Annotated in this window: 13 protein-coding genes and 2 riboswitches; of the genes, 7 read left to right on the top strand and 6 right to left on the bottom strand. The window is 66.3% G+C overall.

Translation table 11 applies throughout. From position 1 onward, the window contains the following. Positions 1 to 18: 18 nt before the first annotated feature. Genes A5643_RS18125 through A5643_RS18120 form a run of 3 tightly spaced genes read right to left on the bottom strand, consistent with a single transcriptional unit; the run spans position 19 to position 2,520 of the window. Complete coding sequence (locus A5643_RS18125) at positions 19 to 264, bottom strand: hypothetical protein (RefSeq protein WP_156628664.1); 246 nt, start codon at positions 262 to 264, stop codon at positions 19 to 21. Further along, the gene (locus A5643_RS08170) at positions 261 to 2,000 is read right to left on the bottom strand and encodes a hypothetical protein (protein WP_066853752.1); all 1,740 of its coding nucleotides are present in this window, start codon (positions 1,998 to 2,000) and stop codon (positions 261 to 263) included. Before A5643_RS08170 ends, A5643_RS18125 begins: the two co-directional genes overlap by 4 nt. A gap of 28 nt (positions 2,001 to 2,028) precedes the next feature. Beyond that, a complete protein-coding gene (locus A5643_RS18120) occupies positions 2,029 to 2,520 on the bottom strand; it encodes a hypothetical protein (protein ID WP_197497681.1) in 492 nt (163 codons plus the stop codon). A gap of 469 nt (positions 2,521 to 2,989) precedes the next feature. Then, a riboswitch (SAM riboswitch) is annotated at positions 2,990 to 3,102 on the top strand. A 34-nt stretch (positions 3,103 to 3,136) separates the two neighbouring features. Here A5643_RS18120 and A5643_RS08160 point away from each other — a divergent pair. The 7 genes from A5643_RS08160 to A5643_RS08130 all read left to right on the top strand — a co-directional run bounded on the left by A5643_RS08160 (position 3,137) and on the right by A5643_RS08130 (position 16,938). Then, positions 3,137 to 3,595 (top strand): hypothetical protein, encoded by a 459-nt coding sequence (locus A5643_RS08160; protein ID WP_156628659.1) that lies wholly within the window; start codon positions 3,137 to 3,139, stop codon positions 3,593 to 3,595. Then, positions 3,592 to 4,185, top strand: a complete 594-nt coding sequence (locus tag A5643_RS08155) for a hypothetical protein (RefSeq protein WP_066853748.1) — start codon at positions 3,592 to 3,594, stop codon at positions 4,183 to 4,185. Before A5643_RS08160 ends, A5643_RS08155 begins: the two co-directional genes overlap by 4 nt. 56 nt (positions 4,186 to 4,241) lie before the next feature. After that, a riboswitch (SAM riboswitch) is annotated at positions 4,242 to 4,353 on the top strand. A gap of 32 nt (positions 4,354 to 4,385) precedes the next feature. Further along, positions 4,386 to 5,144: a hypothetical protein gene (locus tag A5643_RS08150; protein WP_066853746.1), complete on the top strand. Its 759-nt coding sequence runs from the start codon at positions 4,386 to 4,388 to the stop codon at positions 5,142 to 5,144. A 115-nt stretch (positions 5,145 to 5,259) separates the two neighbouring features. After that, positions 5,260 to 11,658, top strand: coding sequence for an anti-phage protein ProA (gene proA / locus A5643_RS08145; protein WP_066853744.1), 6,399 nt, complete (start codon positions 5,260 to 5,262; stop codon positions 11,656 to 11,658). Continuing rightward, on the top strand, positions 11,648 to 14,752 hold the full coding sequence (locus tag A5643_RS08140; protein WP_066853742.1) for a DEAD/DEAH box helicase: 3,105 nt from the start codon (positions 11,648 to 11,650) through the stop codon (positions 14,750 to 14,752). The genes proA and A5643_RS08140 overlap by 11 nt, the downstream gene beginning before the upstream one ends. Positions 14,753 to 14,794: 42 nt before the next feature. Next, on the top strand, positions 14,795 to 15,013 hold the full coding sequence (locus A5643_RS08135; protein WP_066853741.1) for a hypothetical protein: 219 nt from the start codon (positions 14,795 to 14,797) through the stop codon (positions 15,011 to 15,013). 11 nt (positions 15,014 to 15,024) lie between these two features. Next, on the top strand, positions 15,025 to 16,938 hold the full coding sequence (locus tag A5643_RS08130; RefSeq protein WP_197497680.1) for a helicase domain-containing protein: 1,914 nt from the start codon (positions 15,025 to 15,027) through the stop codon (positions 16,936 to 16,938). 56 nt (positions 16,939 to 16,994) lie between these two features. On the opposite strand, the gene A5643_RS18115 is transcribed toward A5643_RS08130, so the two are convergent. From A5643_RS18115 to brxD, 3 genes are all read right to left on the bottom strand, one after another. Then, complete coding sequence (locus A5643_RS18115; RefSeq protein ID WP_156628657.1) at positions 16,995 to 17,822, bottom strand: uracil-DNA glycosylase family protein; 828 nt, start codon at positions 17,820 to 17,822, stop codon at positions 16,995 to 16,997. A 145-nt stretch (positions 17,823 to 17,967) separates the two neighbouring features. Then, positions 17,968 to 20,061, bottom strand: a complete 2,094-nt coding sequence (locus A5643_RS08120; protein ID WP_066853865.1) for a DEAD/DEAH box helicase — start codon at positions 20,059 to 20,061, stop codon at positions 17,968 to 17,970. After that, positions 20,061 to 21,338, bottom strand: coding sequence for a BREX system ATP-binding protein BrxD (gene brxD, locus A5643_RS08115; protein ID WP_066853735.1), 1,278 nt, complete (start codon positions 21,336 to 21,338; stop codon positions 20,061 to 20,063). The genes A5643_RS08120 and brxD overlap by 1 nt, the downstream gene beginning before the upstream one ends. Between the last annotated feature and the right edge of the window lie 2 nt (positions 21,339 to 21,340).

Genomic DNA, 21,340 nt, shown 5'->3' with positions numbered 1-21,340 from the left:
CGCTGGCTCCTTCAACTGTCATCGGCCACTCTGGGCCTCGCCGCGCCGGACGACGATCTCGCCAGGAGGCAGCGGCTCCCACGTCGGGAGATCGCCGGCGATCTTACGGTTCCGTGGTAGCTGGGACTTCTTGCCTTTGCCGCGCGAGAGCAACTCGCGGGAGACCACCGTGTTCTCCGCGTCGGGAGTGGGCGGGATGAACGGCCGGCGGCGGGTCCGGCGGATAATGCCGTCGGAACCATTACTGGAGGTGGACACGGTCACGACGCGGTCTCCTGTCGAGTGTTGTAGGTCGGCCAACCGTCCACGACGGTGAGCAGTGCCGCCTCCTGCTCGTCCGCGGCGCGGAACGCGATCTTGGCATCGACGAATTCGGCGGCAGCTGCGCGATAGATGTCGACGGAGAAGTTGAGCGCCTGTTGGGCCATCTCCTGGGCTTCCCGGTACTTTTCCTCGGCCGTCTTCTTCTTCTGCCACAGCCAGATGGCCGAGCCACCCACCGCGGCCAGGAACAGAAGCAGGCCGACAGGAAACGCCATGATCGCCATCAGCAAACCGACGACAGCGATACCGCCGGCGATGAGGTAGTTGGTTTCCTTGAACCTGATCCGTTCAAGGTAGGCCTGCACGGCCTGCCGCCACGCTGCGGCGAGCGATGCCTCGGCCTCGTCCTGGGTGACCGCGGTGTCGGTCTGCCAACCGGGGAACCCCAACGTCTTCGCGTATTCCGAGTGGTTCTCGTCCAATTCGATGTCGACGGTGTCGGTGTAGCGCGCGCGGTAGGCCGCGGTGTACTTGCCGATTGCCTGCCGGAAATAGCCGCGACCGCCGTCGATCGCGACCTTCTGTGCTGCCACTGACGCCCCGAAGAGCTGCGGGCGAATCGCTGTCTGGGTCTGCAGCGACACCACGTCGAGGGTTTCGTCCAAGGCTTCGTTCAACGCGTCGGCGGCCTCACGAGCCCGGTCGAGGTCACCGCCATTGTCGATGACCGCGCGGTGGTAGACGACGTCGCGCTGGAACGGCAATTCCTCGGTGTCGAACTCGGTTACCAGGAGTTCCAGGATGTCATCGAGACGTTCTTGGATGGACAATGCCAGTGGAGTTTCGGTGTCGCGCACGGTCGAGTATTTGTGTGCGACGAATTCCAGGGCCGAAGCCTGTTCCAGGAGGTCTTTGAACTTCGACCACTGCGGGCAGACCTTGGCCAGGTGCGGGTAGAGCGCGTCGTCGACGGTGGCACGGTGAATCGACAACTCTTTGACCCAGGTTTCCACCTGGGCGCCAGCGACGCCGGGTTCGTTTCGGACCTTCTCGTTCCAGTCGCTGAGTTGAGCACCCATCAGAGCGCGGCCCTGGGGGCCGAACGCATCTTGGGACGCGGCTTCCAAGATGACGACGAATTCTCGCGTGAGTGCCCGCGGGTCGAGAGAACTCAGGTAATGGCGCAGCCAACGGGTTGACGCTTCCATTCGTCGCTGCCGACGCAGGATGAGGGCAAAAAACAGGCTGGTCTTCTGCGGATCGCGGGTGAACGCGGCCTCGACAGAACGTTCGGCGAGATTGCGGTTGTCACGGGACCAGGCGGCCAGCGCCACGAGGGCCGGCGCCAGCCAGTAGCGAGGTGTTTGAATCATCAGTTCCTCGGAAACCTGTTGCACGGTCCGGTCGCTGACGTTGCCGATGTCGAACGCCTGCAAGATGCCGATCGAGGTGCGCCGCACCACCTTGTAGTGGCCGAACTCGCGTTCCAGCGCGGCCTCCACATTGCCGATCTTGGTTTCGGACCGCTGCACGTTGGCTGTCCGTTCGGCTTGCTGTATGAACTGCTGAAAGTCATCCCGCAGTTGATTCAGTTCGGAACGGGTGGTCTGCAGGTCCGTGGAGATGCTGCCGACGTTGGCATCGATCCGACCAACGTCGCCTTGCAGCGTGGCCAGTTGGCCGGCGACGTCACCGACGGCGCGTAGCACCGGGGCGAGGTTTACGGGTTGGCTCATCGGGGGTTGCTCCTTGTGGTTTTTGTGATCAAGGGTTCGGGGTGAACTCGACGGAGGTGCCGTCCGTCCGTACCGGCACGATCGACCCGTCGGAGTAGATCTCGATGTAGGCGTAGGCCCCGCTACGCACCAGCCCGCGGGTCTGGTTGTACGGGTGGCCCGGATCCTCGGCGGGGGAGTAGTGCTCGAGAATTTGATGGGTGAGGCCGAGTTTGTGGTCGACGTACGGCGGACCCAGGTAGCAGGTCGCGAACAGGCCGATCAACATGCCGCCCTGGCGGGCGTCGTATTGCTCACGGATCCAGGCCATGATGTCGGCTCGCGCGGTGTTATCCACGGTGCCGTCAACTTGACGGATTGTTGTCACCAACTCGGCCGACCGCGGCTTCGCGCGATTGACCAGGGTGATCCGGTCGATTTTTGCGCCGCTGCGGACTCGGGCGCCTTCGATCCCATACGGCCCGGTGAGGACTGTGTCGGACTGGTTGACGACTCGACGAAGGCGCGACATGCCGTTCACCCCCACATCCAACGCCACAATGGCTGTGCAACACCCAGTCGTTGCACAGTACATTCACAGTCGATGGCTCGCATAAGCAGATGAGGATAGCGGCAAAGCACGACAGGGAACATCTTTTGTGTCGCGCGGAGTGCATAAGTTCGCCTATGGCGCGGCGGTTTTCGCGGTCGAGTGATTCGTGCGGCCGCGAACGGGGCGGGGGAGAGAACCTGAACGAAAGCTTGGTCTCGGTGATCTGAGCGGAAGACGGTCAAGAAGAACTTTCCTCGGGCGGCCCCAGGGTCGGAAGAAGGGGCTGGTACAGAGCCGGGCCTGCTCGGCAGCTGGCGTGCCGTGTTGCACGAAACCGCGCCGAGCGGTTCCGTCGGGCGCGCGACCGGCGCCAGATCGATAAGCGGGCGGGGATCTGTCGCCACCCCGAGACGCGACCACCGAGCGAGGTCCGACCCCACCGATATCCTTAAACCAGCTTCATGAGACGCCGTCGACAAGCTCCGACTGGACGGCGCGCCAACCCCACGCTCGTGGGTGGCTCGGATGACGAAGCGGTCGCCGCCAACCAGTGTGCGACAAGAGCGCCTCTTGGCCGGAGGCCCGGACATTCTGGAGTACTCCTATGTCGTCTCGTTGCGGGTCCTACGGGCCCGGCCATCACATGCACTGGATTCACGGCAACAAGTCCCATGAACCCGACCAGCCGATCATCAAAGTCAGGGTTACCGCCGTGCACGACGACGGGCGGATCGACATCGCCGGACGGGATCTGGCCCTGACACTGTGGCACCACGACCCGCAGGCGATGGCCGAAGCGCAACGTTTCGGCGGCTATGCGGAGTGGCTGCCGAAATGGCATGTGCTCTACATGGTTTCGATCGGCGGATTCAATGTTGCGACGCCAGGGCGGATCGCGGCGTGCCAGCCGCCGCTGCGTCGGCGCCCCGGCGAGACCACCCGACAGCTACTGGACCGGGCGGTCCGCGACCACCACGGCATCACCATTCCGGCCCGCTGGCTCACCGACCTGGACGCGACACCCGAGGACACCGATCCGCACCCACGAAAGGGGACACCATGAGCGCCAAATACATGCGGTACTGGGAGTTCGACAACCAACGCGACACCCCGATCACCTGCCCCGGCTGCGGCTGGAGCGGACCGCAGATGCCCTATCTGGATATGCACGTCGACTTGTTGGACCTGCGCTGCCCGAAATGTCGCTACATGATCTTGATCGTCTTGTTCCCGACGATCGACCAGACCCGCGAGGCCGCGGCGGCCGGCAACTCGCGTGCCATCGAAAATCTGGCCCGAGCCGAGGAGCAGGTCGCCGACCAGCAACGCAGGTACGCGTCGCTGTTGCGCGACGGGAATCAGCTGCCCGACCTCGACGGGGACCAGCTGGTCCTGGACTGGGATCAGGTGAAAGTTGACGGTGAGTACTGGACGGTCGTGCGCCACGCGGACCGCGAGCTCTTCCGGGAGCGGACGTTCTGGGAGGGCATCGGCCGGTTCGAGGAGTTGGTGGAAATCCTGCGGGCCCGCTACGGCGGCCGACTGGTCGAACTGCGGCCCACCGCGGCGAGCTGGACCTGGCTGCGCGGCGACCGGTACCGCGTCGATGAGCGCGTGGCCGAGATCAACGCGGCGCTGCGAGAGGGCCGCTGAAAGCGGTGGATGCGGCGGCCGAGAGATGTCCGACTCCACCGCTATCCTCAAACCAGCTTCATGAGACGCCGTCGACAAGCTCCGACTGGGCGGCGCGCCAACCCCACGCTCGTGGGTGGCTCGGATGACGAAGCGATCGGCGCCGACCGGCGCCGGTAAGAGCGCCTCCGGGTGGAGGCCATACCCATCGGGAGGCAGCCATGACGCATTCCGCAGACCCCAACGCAGCGCAGATCGGTGTCCTGCTGCTCGGCGATACCGACACGCTGGCCCACCGCGACGACCTGGTCGCGGCCGCGCAGTCGCAGAACTGCGTGCTGGTCGACGCCTACGGGTTCGAGCAGGGCGAGCCCGACCGCACCGATGACCTCGCCGAGGTCGAGGCGGTGGTGGCCGCGCTGAGTCGGGCGATCACCGACCGGTTGGACGTCTGGGTGCCGTTCCTGGGCCCGGACCTCGGTCGCGAGCAACACTGGCGCCGGCTGAGCATCGTGTTGCAACGGCATGGCCTGAACCTGCGGGCCACCCGCAACCTGTGGCCGTTTCCCACCGACGGCGGAATCCACGAGCTCGACTTCGCGCTGCGCCGCGAGGTCCGGGCGGTCGACGCCCTGGACAACGCCGCGTTGGCCGCGGCCGGCATGAAGAAGTTGAGCCGCGACATCGAGCGGACACTGGTGGCCGCCGCGAGCGCCCGCTCGGTCAAGCGGGGGTTGCGACCCACCGGCGAGCCGCGGACAGTCCGGCCCGCCGAGCGGTCGGGAACACCGGTCCTGCCGCCGGCCGAAGCGCCGTGGGACTACCGCAAGCCGCTGCTGCGCCGCTACGCGCGCTGGCTGGTGGACGGCTGCGGGGTCACCCAGGCCGCGACGGCGCGGGTGCTCAACTCCGCCGGCCAGCGCACCGCGACCGGCAGACAGTGGCGGCCGGGGACGGTGGGAGCGCTGTTGCAGGGGTGACTGCTGAGCAGTCCCGATGCGGATCATTGCCTGCCTACTTTGGGCCATCGTGTCGGGGCCTGGTCCTACGCTGCTTATCATTCACACAGGTTGAGCTCAGTTGATAGGGAGGACGTTGACCGAGCCCGATTTTCACCCCACCGTTGGCGAAGCGTTGGGCATCCTGATCGAGGGGCTGAGTCCGTTCGTCGATCGTGTCTTCGCCGGGGTGCTCTCGCCCGGCGTCGCCTGGCCCGAGGTGCTGCGCCGCAAGGACGAAGCCGCCGGTCGCCGGGTCGGGACCTACCGCAGCGGCGACCTGTCGCTTCAGCTGCGGGCGATGACCGAGCGGCTGGGTGCGCTTGGCTACCCGTTCAGCGGTCACCTGCCCCGCACCGCGCAGAACTACGCCAGCGAACTGCGCGACGTACGCAACCGCTGGGCGCACAACGAGCTCTTCACCGCCGAGCAGGCCTACCGGGCTCTCGACTCCGCCGACCTGCTGCTGCGCGCCATCGGCGCCGACGACCACGCGGCGCGGATCGCCCAGTTGAAATCCGCGGTCGCCCCCGGTCGGCCCGCCGAGCCGTCACCAACCGAGCCGTCACGCACTGAACGGCCCGCCCCGCAGCACGTCGAACTGTCCGAAGAGCCCGAGACCGCCGCCGAGGCGCCGCGCATCGCCATCCACGCCGTGGCCGACCTGAGCTACCCGATGGCCCACTGCCGGGTACCGGTCATCGACCACATCACCGTGGACAACGCCGGCGGCGAGTTGCGCGGCGCGGTCCTGCAGCTGGACGTGATGAGCGCCGACGGGGCACACGGCGAATCCAGCGAAATCCACTTGGATCTCGCGGCGCATGCGCCCACCTCCCTCCGAGACGTGAACCTGCTGCTCGACCCGGCGGCCATGCTGGCTGTCGACGAAACCCGTCCCGGCGCCATCCGCGCGACGCTGCGCGACGCCGCGGGGATGACGCTGGCCAAGGAATCCCACGACGTCACCATCCTGGCCGCCAACCAGTGGAAGGCCTCCCCGACGCAGCTGGCGCTGGAGATGCTGGCCACCCACGTCCAACCCAACGCCGCCGCGGTGGCCGCCCTGATGCCGAGGGTCTCCGACCGGCTGCAGGCCCTGACCGGCAACTCCGCGATCGACGGCTACCAAAGCGACAACCCGGAGCGCGTCGACGCCATCGCCCGGTCGGTCTACGAAGCGATGGCCGGCGCCGACATCCGCTACGCCGAACCACCCGCGAGCTGGGGGATGGACGGCCAGAAGATCCGCACCCCGGCCGAGGTGCTGGAGGGACGGCTGGGCACCTGCCTGGACACCACCGTCACCATGGCCGCCGTCCTCGAGCAGGCCGGGATCAACACAACGCTGTGGGTGCTCAAAGGCCACGCCTTCCTCGGCTACTGGCGACTGGATTCCGCGCTCGGCGCGGTGTCGACCACCGAGGTCATCGACGTGGTCAACCTCGTCGACCTCGACCACATCCGGCTGATCGAGACCACGATGCTCACCGGCGGTACCCAGGCCGCGCCCTTTGCTGACGCGGTCACCACACCGCAGACCAAACATCTGTCCGGGGACCTCGCGGAGATCCTCGGCGTGACCGACATTCGCCGTGCCCGCCAGTCACGCATCTTCCCGCTGCCCAGTCGCAGCACCGATGCCGCCGGCACCGTCGAGGTCATCGAATACCAGCCCGCCGCCGCCCCGACGATCGCGCCGTACGTCGCGCCGACGGGGGCCGCCCCCACGGCCGCCGGACCGGTCGCACCGACCCGGGTCAGCCAGTGGAAGAACGCACTGCTGGACCTGAGCCTGCGCAACCGGTTGATCAACTACACCGACCGCGCCGGCTTCCGTCTCGAGGTGCCCGGATCGGCGGTGGCCCGGTTCGAAGACGACGTCAACGCCTCGGCGCGGATCACGCTCCTGGCCTCCGACGAGGTCCCCAGCATCGACGCCGCGCGCGGGGTGCGCTACGGCCGGGATCTGCCCGATGAGGAACGGCAAGTACTGCTGGCCGACAAACGCAACGTCTACATCGACATCACCGCCGCGTCGTACAAGAGCAAGCTGCGCTACCTGGCCTACAAAGCCAAAACCATTGTCGAAGAGACCGGTTCGAACAACCTCTACTTGGCGTTCGGGATGCTCAACTGGCGCTTCGGCGACCGGGACCTGCGCTCACCGGTCGTGCTGGTGCCGGTGAGCCTGTCGACCAGCAACCGCGGCGAACGCTACGTGCTGACCCTAGACGAGGCCGGCGCATCGACGCCGAACTACTGCTTGGTGGAAAAGCTGCGGATGAGCTTCGGGCTGGAGATCCCGGAGCTGGCCAACCCCGTCGCGGACGCCTCCGGGATTGATTTGGCCGGCACGTTCGACGCGGTCCGCCGCGCTATCGCGACCGCCGGTTTGCCTTTCCGGGTCGAGGAGACGGTGCATCTGTCGGTGCTGCAGTTCGCCAAGTTCCCGCTGTGGAAAGACCTCGACGAGTCGTGGCAGATCCTGGCCGGCAACAGCCTGGTGCGCCACCTCATCGACACGCCGCTGCAACCGTTCGTCGACCCGGTCAGCGAACCGGCAGCCGTCGATCTCGACGAACTACGCGCGCAGATGCCGGTACCCGCCGACTCCTCGCAATTGCAGGCGGTGGCCGAGGCGGCCGCCGGTCGCACCTTCGTGCTGGAGGGTCCGCCGGGCACCGGGAAATCGCAGACGATCACCAACCTGCTGGCGCACGCGATGGCCTCCGGTCGGCGGGTGCTGTTCGTCGCGGAGAAGAAGGCCGCCCTCGACGTGGTCAAAAAACGGCTCGACGCCGTCGGCCTGGGGGCACTGTCGCTGAACCTGCATGACAAATCCGCTCGCCCGACGGCGGTGCGCGCCCAGATCAAAGCCGCCCTTGACCTGCGGGTCACCGCCGACACCGACCGGCTGCGCACCAGCAGGCAGGCCGCCGAAGCCAGCCGGCACACCCTGCGCCGCTACGCCGATCGGCTCCACGAGGCCAACACCGCCGGGCTGTCGGCCTACACCGCGGTGTCCACCGAACTCGCCGCCGACCAGACGGTGGCGCCGCTACCGGTGCCCCGAACGCTGGTGGCCAACGGACCCACCGAGGCCATCGACCTGATCCGGGATGTGTTGCGCGCGCTGCCGGAGAAAGCCGACCTGGCCCGGCCGAGCGTCGACCACCCGTGGGGCTTCCTCAACGCCGCACCCGCCGACGTCACCCGAATGCACGCGGCGGCAGTCGAATTCGACGCCGCCTTGGACGACGCGCAACGCCAAGGCCTCGAATTGGCCAAGCTCGGTCGCGCCGAAAACCCGGAAGCGTTGCAGGCCTGGGCGACACTGGGCACCGCGCCGCGCTACCCATTGGCCGCCCTCGACGCCCTGCACACCGATACCTGGACGGCAGAACTGGCGGCACTGCGCCGCACGCTCGCGGAGTTGGCCGCCAACCGGCCGACATGGCTGGAGACCGTCGGGCCCGAAGCGATGGATCTGGACCTCCCGGCGATCCATCAGCAAGCACTCGACGCCGACGAATCGGGCTTCTTCGGGCGCAAGAAACGCCGTCGCGCGGTGCTGGCGCAGTTGGCCGATGCCCTGCGGGTCGAGCCGAAAACCGTTGACCTCAAAACACTGTCGACGCTCACCGCCGCGATCGCCGAAACCCACGCCGCGGTCACCGACCTGCGCGCCCGGCTAACCCGGCTACCGGTCACGGTGATCGACGCGACCTGGAACCCGCTACTGACCGAGGCGAGCGCCCCCGTCGCCGCCAGCCTGGACTGGCTCACCCGGCTCGTCGCCGCCCTGTCGGAGACACCGCACCAGCCGCATGTCGCCGACCTGCGCGACTACTACGCGCACACTCCCGCCGGTGCGCTGGTCGAGCCGCTGCGTCGACTCGCCACCGCCTGGCAAGCCCTCATCGACACCAGCGGCGTCACCCTCGACCGGCAGCAAGCCTGGGGCGGTGACGACTCGTTTATAGTCCGCTGGTGGGCCACCCGCGCGACGCGGCGGCTGGAAACCCCGGTCTTCCTGCAGCGGTGGGTGGATCTGGTCGACCATGTAGAGCCGCTGCGCACGATCGGGATGGATGAGGCCCGCACCGCGATCCTGACCGGGCAGGTGGCCGGCGAGGACGCCGCGCTGGCGTTCGACCGCGGGCTGGCCGGCACCTCGATCACCGAGCGGCTGGATGCCACGGCGCTGGGCGATTTCGACGTCGCCGCCCACGGCAAGACCATTCAGCGGTTCACCGAGAGCACCCAGGCGATCCGCGATGAGTTGCCGCGTGCCATTCCGGCTCAGCTGTTGGCAGCGCGGCGTTTCGACGCGGCCACCGAGGCCGGGCAGGTCGGTGCGCTGCGCCGCCAGTTGGAACGTCGCCGCGGCGGGATGGGTATTCGCACCCTGATCGACAACTTCGGTGAGCTGATCACCGCGATCCTGCCGTGCACGTTGATGAGCCCGGACTCGGTGGCGCGGTTCTTCCCCGCCAAGGCGGGTCTGTTCGACCTGGTGGTGTTCGACGAAGCCTCCCAGATCCGGGTGGCCGACGCCGTCGGCGCGATGGGGCGGTCCCACTCGGTGGTGGTCGTCGGCGATTCCAAACAGATGCCGCCGACCAGCTTCGCCGAAGCCGGTGTCAGCATCGACGAGGAGGAGGAATACGACCCGAGCGTGGTGCTCGACGAGGAGTCGATCCTCACCGAATGCGTGCAGGCCCAGGTGCCGCGGCAATGGCTGTCCTGGCACTACCGCAGCCAAGACGAAGCGTTGATCGCGTTCAGCAACCACCACTACTACGAGGGCAAGCTGGCCTCCTTCCCGGCGCCGACGGTGGGCGACGGGTACGGGGTGTCGCTGGTGCGGGTCGACGGGGTCTTCGAACGTGCCGGCAAGGGTAAGACGTTGCGCACCAACCGGGTCGAAGCCGATCGGATCGTCGCCGACATCCGGCAGCGGTTCGCCGCCTCGCCGGCAGCCGCGCCGTCACTGGGAGTGATCACCTTCAACGCCCAGCAGCGTGACCTGATCGAGAACCTGCTGCGCGACGCCGGCGACGACCGGCTCCTGCACGCCTTGGATGAGCCCGACGGGCTGTTCGTGAAGAACCTGGAGAACGTGCAGGGCGATGAACGCGACACGATCTTGTTCTCGGTGGCCTTCAGCACCAACGACAAAGGCGTGGTGCCGCTGAACTTCGGGCCGCTGTCCAAACCGGGCGGGGAGCGCAGACTGAACGTGGCGATCACCCGCGCTCGCCGCGAAGTGGTGCTCTACGCCAGCTTCGACCCGCACCGGCTGCGCGCCGAGGAAACCACCCAGGTCGGCACCAAACATCTGAAGGCCTACCTGGAGTTGGCCGCCCGCGGAGCGGAGGCGATCAACGGCGACGGGCAGCGTCAAGCGGTTATCGACCGCCACCACGACGACATCGCCGAGGCGCTGCGGGGCGCGGACCTGCCGGTGGCCGCCGATGTCGGGCTGTCCGAATTCCGGGTGGATCTGGTGATCTCTGACCCGCTGGCACCGCAGCAGCCGCTGGTGGCGGTGCTCCTCGACAGCCCGGCCTGGTACCAGCGACGTACCGTCGCCGACCGGGATGCGCTGCCGGTCGACGTGCTGGCCGGGCTGCTGCGCTGGCCGGCCGTGGAGCGGGTGTGGCTGCCGGAGTGGCTGCAGGACCGCGACGACGTGATCGCCCGGCTGCAGCGTGCGGTGACCGAGGCGCGCGAGCGGCAAGCCGAGCCCGAACCGGCGCCGGTGGCCACCGAGCCCGCACCTGTGGCGGCGGAGCCGGTTCCGACGGAGCCGCAGCAGCTGGCGCCGTTGCGTTTCGCACCGACCAGCGCTGCCGTGGCGGCCGCGCCGCCGCCGAAACCGAAACGGCATCCGATGCTGCAGATTTTCCGCGAGTGGTCGCCGGTGGTCGTCGGTGATGTCGGTGTGCTCGATGACATCGCGATGGCTTACGCCAAGCCGCAAGTGCTCGAGGTGATCCGCCAGGTGGTTGCCACCGAAGGCCCGGTACACCCGGATCGGTTGGCCAAGCTCGTGGCCGGGGCGTTCAGGCTCAACCGCGTCGCGGAGAGTCGCCGGCGCGCCATTCGTCAACTGGTCCCGGCGGAGTATCGCCGCCGCTCGGACCCCGAGCGCTTCTACTGGCCGAGCGAGCTCGACCCGGAAACCTGGCGGGCGGTGCGCTGCCCCGCCGAGGGGGCGAGCCGGGTGCTCGACGAGGTCAGCCTGATCGAGATCGGCAACGCGATGCTGGTGGTCGCCGAGCAGACCGGGGGCATCGAGGCGGAGGAGTTGAAGCGGGAGGCGCTGGGGTTGTTCGGGGGTAAGCGGATGACGCAGGCGATCGGGAAACGGCTGGGGGAGGCGTTGGAGAGGGTGCTCGGGAACGGCGCGCTGACACGCCAGGCCGGCGGGTTGATCCACATCGCCGACACCCCTTCAGAAACCGGGAATCTCAACCGTGTTCGGTAGTCGCCCCACATCGGTACCGGAAGGTTCGCCGTCGTTCGGCTACCACCCGGACCCGGAGCAGCCCAACGTCGCATTCGATCGCGGTGAATTCCCGCGGGCACTCGTCCTGGACGGACCGGTCCGCGAGCTCGCCTCCCTCGCCGGCGAATGTCGGGTTCTGGGCCAGCCCGAGATCGACTTGCCGGAGGGGCTCTATTGGTTTGAGGGTATCGACGGCGGCGCGTTGGTCATGCAGGTCGCGCACGGCGCGCTGCCGGGGGATGCGACGGTCACGCCGCTCGACCAGCTCACCGACGACCACCCGCTGATGGCGGCGTACGGGTGGGCCGAGAAGTTTTGGCTGGACGGCCATGCGGTCCCGTCGCCACGGTTTGCGATCAACGAGGCGGCGGTGACCCACCCGGGCGATGCGGACGTGGTGATCCGGGATCGGGTGTTTCTCGGTGGCCGGTCCAGCCAGTGGTCCTACACGGTGATCATCGAGGGCCACCAGCAGAGCGTCATCGAGTCGTCGTTGAAGGCTCGCCCAGAGCTCGACGATCCGCGCGCCTGGGTCACCCGCGAGCCGACGCCGGCGCGCCGCTTCGGCGCCACACTGACCCGCGCGAAGTTGCAGAGCAAGTTCGCCAACACGCTGTTCTCGTTTCGAGCCACCCGCACCACCTTCCGGCCCTACCAGTTCAAACCGGTGCTCAAACTGCTGCAAACCGGCAAGGCCCGGATCCTGATCGCCGACGAGGTCGGTCTCGGCAAGACCATCGAAGCCGGCTTGATCTGGACGGAGCTGGAGGCACGCCGGGAGGCCGATCGGGTACTGATCGTCTGCCCGGCAGGCCTGGTCGGCAAGTGGAAGGAGGAGATGGACGACCGCTTCGAGTTCGACCTGACCGAACTCGACAGCAGCACGCTGCGAACTTTTCTGGAAAAGCACCGCCAGAACCGCCTGCCGCGTCGGCAGGCCTACATCTGCAGCATCGAGCGGTTGCGCACCTGGGCGGGCATCGAAGAGCTGGACGAGCTGCCCCCGGAATTCGATCTGGTCATCGTCGATGAGGCGCACTCCATGCGCAACCAAGACACCAAGAGTTACGCGTTGGGGACACGGCTCACCGACTGGGCCGACAACCTGGTTTTCCTCACCGCGACACCGATCAACCTACGCCAAGACGACCTGCTGAACCTGCTGGAGCTGCTGGCGCCGGGCGACTACGGTGATATCCGCGATCTCGAACTGCGGTTGGAGCCCAACCGCATCATCAACGCCGTCGCGACGCGCCTGGTCGACAAGGGCGTCGATGGCCGTGAGCTGTGCGGCAAACTCGACGAACTCCGAACGACAGCGCTCGGGGCACCGTTGATGCAGCGGGCCGAATTCGGACTCCTGAAAGACCTCCTGGACAAGCAACGGTTGACTCCCCGCGATGTCGTGGAGGCGAAACGTTATCTGGCCGACCTCAACACGCTGTCCACGGTGATCACGCGGACCAAGAAGGTGGAGGTCGACGACCGGAAATCCAAGCGAACTCTGGACCGTCGCCCGATCACCTGGGCCCCGGCGGAAGTCGAGTTCTACGACGAGTACCTGCAGTGGTGCAAGGACCGCGCGGTCGCGATGGGAAGGCCCCTGCACTTCGCGATGCAGATGCCGCTGCGGCTTGCCAGCGCCTGCCTGCCGATGGCCCGACGCGCCGTGCTCGACCCGCAGACTTTCGGAACCATCGCTGACGCCGACTCCGACGCGCCCGCGGTCCGTCTGGAACCGCATGCCGGACTGCTCGCTGCGGCACGCCGGCTCCCCGAGGACGTCGACACCAAATTCGATGAGTTGCACCGGGTGCTGAGCACGCTGCACCAGCAGCGTCGCAGGGCATTGGTGTTCACCCATTCGCGACCGACGCTGGCCTACCTGATGGGTCGGCTCGAGGCCGATTTTCGGGTCGCCGTCATGCACGGGGGCGTCAACCGGGAGCGGCGTCGGCGCATCATGGCCGACTTCCGCAGCGGAGGCTACGATTTCGTCCTCGCCAACCGCGTCGCCAGCGAGGGCCTCGACTTCGAATTCTGCTCGGCGGTGATCAACTACGACCTGCCGTGGAACCCGATGGAAATCGAACAGCGGATCGGGCGGATCGACCGGATCGGTCAGGTCGAAGAAACCATGCTGGTCGTGAACTTCGTCAACGACGCCACCATCGACGAACGCATCCTGTCCCGCCTCCTGGACCGGATCGGAATCTTCGAATCATCCATCGGGGCCCTCGAACCGATCATCGCCGCCAACGCCCCCAAAGTGCTGGAGGCGGGATTCGATTTCACCCTGACAGCCGAGCAGCGTGCGCAGAAGATCCACGAAGTCGAAACCGCCATCGAGGAACAACGCGCCGGACTCCAAGACGTTTCGGATGCCTCCAGTGCGCTGCTGGTCAGCAACGACGTCGACGTCGCCGGCTTGGAAGACGACCTCGTTCGCACCGGTCGCTACATCGGCCAACACGAGCTGGCGCAACTGCTCGACGACTGGGCCCGCGTGGACGGGGCGGCGGGCATCCGCCTCGCGGCCGACAACCGGACAGCCGAACTGTACGGCAACCCGGTCATGGCCGGCCGCGTCGACGAACTGGCCAAAACAGCGCAACGCACCCGCGCGGAGACCAGTGACCTGTCCACGCAGCTTCGCAGTGAGATCCCGATCTCGCTGGTCCTCGACCAGGAGCTGGCCCGCACCCGTGGCGGAAAACTCCTCACCGCCACCAGCCCCCTGGCGATGGCTGCGGCTGCGGTCCCCGGACATCGTCAAGCCCGGTTCGCTTCCCTGCGGCTGTCGACGGCAACCGAGAATGTCGGACCCGGTATCTACGTTGTGGTCATGGCCAAAGCGATATCGGCCTCGCGTGGGGGAGATGAGATTTGGGGCTCCGCGGTGACCGAATCCGGCCGCGATGCGGGCGAAGGGCCGGGCAACGCGCTCCTGGCGGCACTCGCCGAAGGACGGCTGGTCGACGCCCCGCTGCCGCCGATCGATCGACTCGAGAGACTCGCCGAGCGTGCCCATAACCAGCTGCATCGTCGGCACCTGGAGGAGCAGGAGCGGTGAAGTCACGAATTCGAGGCGCTTCGGGAATCCCGGGCGATCTCCTTGGAACAGCAGCACCAGCGCAAGGTGGCGGCCATCGAGAACCGGATCGCCACTGCGCGGCACCGAGGACGCGGCGAACGCGCCATCGCGCTGTTCGAAAGCCAGCGCCGGCGAGCTCAGGAACGCTACAGCTCGCTCTGCGCGGACCTGCACAGCGAAGTGCAGCCCGAGATCCGGCTGGAGCCGCTCGCGGCATGTGTCATCGAGATTGTGGCGTAGTGGAGGGATTGATGAGTACGGCGCGCAAAAATCTTGAGCTTGAGGACGAGCGGACCACGCAGAAGCGGTACACGAACGCGCTGCGGGAGAAATCGAAGCGCTCTTCGGCCTATCAAGGACCCCGCAACAGCTTGTGGACCGGGGCGGGCGTGCCGACGCGACGCGAAGTGAAGAGCGGGGAGTTGGCAGGCCGGGTCGCGTTGGTCGGACCGGACGAATGGGTGCTGGAGGGCCAGTCCGACTTCTACATCGGCGAACACCACGCCGAACTCGACGGCATTCAGGTCTTCAGTTGGACCGCACCGATCGCGTGTACGTTTTTCCGCGGCAACGATCACCACAAACTATGCGACGACGTCGCCGTCATCCGCACCTTCGTCCACCGCAACGGCCGGCTCATCGATCTCTCCGACGAGGTGGTGCGCTCCGATGCTCCGGACCGCCCCTTCGCCAAGCGGGGGTTGACGATCCCTGCCCCGCCGAGCATGCCCAAACCACCGGTACGGGATGTGCCGAAGCCGACACCGCCGGCAGCGGATGCACCGGCTGACCAAGAACACGACCATGATCACGGCCCTTCGGGTATCCGGGCGGAGGAGGCACTGCGCGCCCAGTTGCAGGCGCCGCGCACCAAGGGGCTGAGTTCCGTTCTGGCGACGTTGCAACCGGATCAATACGACCTGGTGACGGTCGCGGCGCGGGACAACATGATCATCGAGGGCAAACCCGGCACCGGTAAAACGATCATCGCCGCGCACCGGGCCGCCTACCTGGTCAACGACGAGACCCCGGCCGAGAAGAAGCTCAAGGGCAATCTTCTGCTGATCGGGCCGACCCCGGGCTATTCCAAGCATGTGATCGACGTGATCAACCGCCTCGCCCCCGGCTCGAACCAGATCCGGGTGCTGTCTTTGCCCGAGCTGTGGCAACACATCCTCGGCCTGGACTTCCAGCCGGTGGGTGACATCTCCAGCACATCGCGCGACGTGGACTGGAAGCTGGTGCGGTTTCTTCGCACGGCCATCCGGCGGGTCCGGACGTCCAACGGCGGTGCGGCGCTGTCCCCGGAACAGGTGTACGAGTACATGCGCGCCAACAGCGCAGCGATCGCCCGTGATCCGGAATGGAGTGAGTACCTCAGCGGGCTACCCGAGTACAAACACGCCCTGATGATGCGGGCGCACTCCCCGCTGCTCGCCTACATCCAGTGGGAAGTCAACCCGCCGACCGATCTGGCTGGCATCACCCACATCGTGATCGACGAGGCGCAGGACGTGACACCGCTCGGGTGGTTGCTCCTCGATGAGATCAATGTGGCCGACACGTGGACCGTACTCGGCGACCTCAACCAGCGCCGGTCCGACCACACGCCGACCAATTGGCCCGAGATCCTCGACCTGATCGCCATCGCCGAAGACACACCGGTTCGGCAGCTGGCGATCGGTTACCGTTCCACCCGACCGATTCTGGAGTTCGCGACGCGGCTGCTCCCGCCAGGGGAGCGGGCGATCACCGCGTTCCAACAGGACGGACCGGCGCCGACGGTCGAGAAGGTCCGGCCGGCCGAACTCGGTAACGCGATCGCCGATCAGGTGGAGCGCCTGTTGACCGCCTACCCGCTGGGGACTGTCGCGGTCATCGGCCCGGATACCGGCGTGGCCAGAAGAACCCTGCGGGCTCGCGGCTGGGTGGGCTCCATGCACGACCCGAGCCCGTGGGAACGCGACGGCCGTGAGGTCACCGTTCTCGATCCCGACTCGGCACGTGGCATCGAGTTCGACGCGGTCGTCGTGGTGGAGCCGGCCGCTTTCCGGCAGAACCGTGGGCATCAGGGGCCGTTGTATACGGCGTTGACCAGGGCGAACAGGGAGTTGGTGGTGGTGCATAGTAGGGCGCTTCCTGAGCCACTCCGACGACGAAGCTAGCTGGCTCCGGCGAGTCCCTCCGGGTAAACCAGAGCACCCGATCAATGCCGATCGATTTAGGAATACTTCAACGCCTTGCGTAAGTTGGGGCAAACCACGTTCCTTAAATACTCCGTCCGGTCGGCCCACCGTTGGTTGTCATGCGCAGACGGATGCGAGAAGGCGCAGACCATCAGCCGGTGACGGCCGAGATGCGCTTCGTAGAGGTGGTCGCTGTAGGTGCGACCAGCGGTCAGAACCGGCTCGGTACCGTGGGCTGCTTTCTTGCCCTGGAGAATCAAGATCGTAGGTTCGAGGATCGACAGGGTGGCCGAGAGGTGTGTTGTGCAATTGTCGAGCATTGTTCGCGTAGCGCGCGCCTGGACACCGTCCTTAGGTCCTGAGTAACACAGCAGACGATTGACCAAGGCGAAGCCGTCGAAGAGGTGGAATTTCTCGCCCCGGGCCGGGACCACAAACTCACCATCGCGGTCGGTCCCTAAACCTTGCCCGAAGATGGTCCGCAGGGCCCATGTTGTACCCCGCATATGCGGGTTGCGACCGTGATACTCGCCCTGACGATATTGGTGCTGCTCAAGCCCGGTGTGGTCGTGAACTTCCTGATAGCGCGTCGCCAGCGTCACCTTGCAGTCTTTGGCTTCCTGGCCGACGACCACCACTCGAAGCGGCACGTCACCACGACATAGATCGAAGTGCCGTCCGACGTGGCTCATGGTCCCTGGGCTGAACACGTGTCCCGGCGCGCATGATTTGCGGCACGTGGTCTCGTGGACACAGATGAACCGCTTCTTACGGAGGAGGTTCTCTTCGACATATTTTTCAAGCTTCGCGATTCTTCGCCTGGTCTCTGCTTGACGGAAGTAGATTGGCGGCGATGTCGACATGACCTAATTCTGCGCTTAGCGCCGGCTAAGCATGACGAATTTTGAGAATTGACCAACGTTACCGAATTCGGCTGAGTTATGGCTTACCAGCTTGCTAGTGGCGGCCCCCTGTCTGATGCTGCTCCGTACGCCCGGCTCGACCATGTCAACCTTCTCCTTTGATGATTGACCGTTCGTGGTCGGCTACTTCGCGTGCGCGGGGTTCGTCGCCCAGGCGGGCGCCCAGCGTGTGCATGGCCAGTTCCGTCGGCAACGCTGCTGAAAACTTGAGCCCGCGAAGCGCATTCGCATCGACATCTGGATCCTGCCAGGCCACACTGACAAGGGCATCGGAAAACTCCGAAACGGTAATCCCGGGGAGCAGCCGAATTGATTTCTCATCGAGGCGTTGCCGCGGGTCGATGATGCTCGGCAGCGACGCTTGCAAGCTGCGGTTGGCGGCGGTGCCCGCCCACGTCCACCACCGGCCGGCGGAATCGCCGGGCATCCGCACGATCAACCGATCCGAAGCGACGGTACCGCTATAACTGGATCGCAGGGCAGCCAGCACCCCAGCAGCACGCTCGGTGAAGGCCACACCCTCGGGATCGGCGCCCAGCACCACGTCGCGCATCCCGCGGGCGATGTCATAAGACAGGCCACCCGAATCGCCCGACCATTTGGCTTTTCCGCCGCCATCGACAGCTTCGACAAAACACCGCCGCCGTTCCCAGTCGACGTGCGTCACCTGCCAGGAGCGGCCACCTAACAGCAACACCCGAGGACCGTCGACTTCTTCGGTGAGCAGATCGGTGCCGATGGTGCCCACCTCCATGCGGCCGGCCAACACCAAAAACTCCGGCGGCGCGGTGAACACCGCTGTCAGATCGGAGAAGTAGCGGCGTCCAAACCGCCGCTCGGCCTCCGGACCGATCTGCAAGAACGGGCCATCACGCTCGAAATAACCCTGGGAGATCAGGTAGTCCACGATCTGCGGCGCAGACTCATCGAACACCGGCAGATCACCCCACCACTGCGCCCACTCGCCGACACCGATACGGTGCTGCTGCAGGCAAAGCGCCATCATCTGCTGGGCGGCGATGTGACGCGGGTGCGGCGGCGGCACGATCGGTTCCACCCACCCGGCGGCCCACCGGTGCAACATCCCGGCGGCCAGCAGCACTTGCTCGTCATCGATACACAAGAACAGACAGTTACGCGAAGACCTCGGCCGCCTCCCGGTGCGGCCCAGCCGCTGCAGAAACGACGCTACGGTGCGGGTGGAACCAATCTGAATGACCCGGTCTAAGTCCCCGACATCGATGCCCAATTCCAGCGTTGACGTCGCCACGATCACGGTGTCGCGAGCCTCGGCGAACGCGGCCTCCGAGCGACGCCGTTCGACAGCCGACAGCGACGAATGCGACAAGTAGGTTTCGACGCCACGCTCCCGCAGGCCGGCACCAAGTTCTTCGGCCTGTCGACGGCTATCAACGAATACCAGCCGCTTTTCGCCGCGATGCAGGGCGGCGATGACGGTGGCGGCGTTATCGATGGAGCCGACGTAGTCCACGGTGATGTTGGGGGCGGCGGGTGCGGCCACCTCGGGAGCAGCAATCACAACCTGAATACGGTCCCGGAAGCTGCCCTGCAACCAGGCCAGCAACTCATCCGGGTTGCCGACGGTGGCCGATAACCCGATCCGCTGCAACTCTCGGCCGGCGATCCGTGACAGCCGTTCCAGCACCGCCAGCAGATGCCAGCCGCGGTCATCCCCGGCGAATGCGTGGATCTCATCGACCACCACCGCGCGCAGCCCGGTGAACAGCACCCGCGGATCAACCTTGGTGGAAACCAGCATCGACTCGAGAGATTCCGGGGTGGTCAACAGAATGTCGGGCTGCTCGGCCAGGATGCGTTGGCGTTGCGGCTGACTCACATCGCCGTGCCAGACCGCTGCTGAACGCCCCAACCACTGCGCGTACCCGTGCAGGCGGGGCTGCAGGTTGTTCAGCAGCGCCCGCAGCGGGCAGACGTAAAGCACCGAGACGCCCTGCCAATCCTCGTCGGCCATTCGGGATAGCAGGGGGAACGCTGCCGCCTCAGTTTTGCCGCCGGCGGTCGGTGCCAGCACAAGCGTGTCGTGGCCAGCCAGTATGGGTGCAACGGCCTTGGCCTGGGTGGGGCGCAGCTCACTCCAGCGCAACGTGTTCGCCAGGTGGTACTGCACGCCCGGATGCAGCGCAGCGAAAGCCTCCATCACAGATCGAGCGGTACGTCACCGGCGGTTAGCTCGGCTCGTTCGGCGGCGGACAACTCGGTGGGGGAGATGGTCACTTCGTAGTCGTTGTACGGGTCGAAGTCGGGGAACTGGTCGATCTTGTCGAGCACGTCGACCAGCTTGCGCAGAAACAGCCGTGGCGCGATCCCCACCTTGCCGCCGAGCTCACCGGCGACGGCCGTGGCGAACCGATCCAGAAAAGTATCGTCGGCGACCGAACGCACCCGGTCGGGCTCGGCCACGCCGGAGACGTACAAGTCACGCACTCGCACGCCTAATTCGACCAGCCGCTCCTGGTCGAACCCGGTGAGCCGCAGCTGGGGTGCGCGCGGGTTGTCGAAGCGCGGCTCTTTGCTGAACTCCGTGTGCAGGCGGTCGGCCAGCGGTGGCAGTAGGGCAATGCCTTGCCGGCCTTCGAAAAACGCTGGGGTGCCGGTAATCAGCAGATACAACCCCGGAAAGTGTCCGTCGTGAACTTCGTCGACCAACTGCCGCAGCGCGTTGAGCGCCTTGGCCCGCGCATCGCTGCGTACTCGTTGCAATGTCTCCACCTCATCGAGCACCAGCAGCAGGCCGGGGTTGCCAGCGTCGGCCAGGATCGCTAGCAGGCCGCGCAGGAACCCCAACGCCAGGTAGTGATCCAAGTCGCCTTTGATGCCGGCGCGCCGTTTCACCGTCGCGGCGACGTGCGGCTGTCCGCCTAGCCAGGCCACCAGTCCGTCGGCACCGTCGTGGTCACCGTCGGCAACGAAACGACGGTAGGCACGGATTGCTAACGGGAACAACGGCGCCCGGATGGCGACATCGGCGAGGCGACGTTCCAGCAGCGTGTCGACATCAATGCCCTCCTGGCTCGCGTCATGTTCGATGGTGAACAACCACGCGTCAAGGATCGGCCGCAGCGCGCTGGGTTGCAGCGATGCGGTGCGCAGCGATTCGATGCTGCGCCGATACACCGTTTCCAGTTTGTGCAGCGGGGTGTCGATCTCATTGATCTGGACTTCGGCTACAGCGAAACCCTTTTTGACCGCCCGATCAGCCAACCAGCGTGCGAAGAACGTTTTGCCCGAACCGTATTCACCGCGGACCGCTTTAAACATGCCAGTACCGCCGGCGACAACATCAAGTTCGGAATCCAGCTCTGCTTCGAATCTCCCCAGCCCAACAGCCAACTGATCCAGCCCGTTGGACGGCACCGTGCCGCGGCGCAGTGCATCGAGTATCTCGCGACGCCGCCGGGCCGATACTCCGCTCATAT

This window comes from Mycobacterium sp. 1274756.6 (assembly GCF_001668625.1).
Lineage (GTDB): Bacteria > Actinomycetota > Actinomycetes > Mycobacteriales > Mycobacteriaceae > Mycobacterium.
The sequence above is the reverse complement of the archived record's forward strand: the minus strand, read 5'-3'. Positions and strand labels throughout refer to the sequence as shown.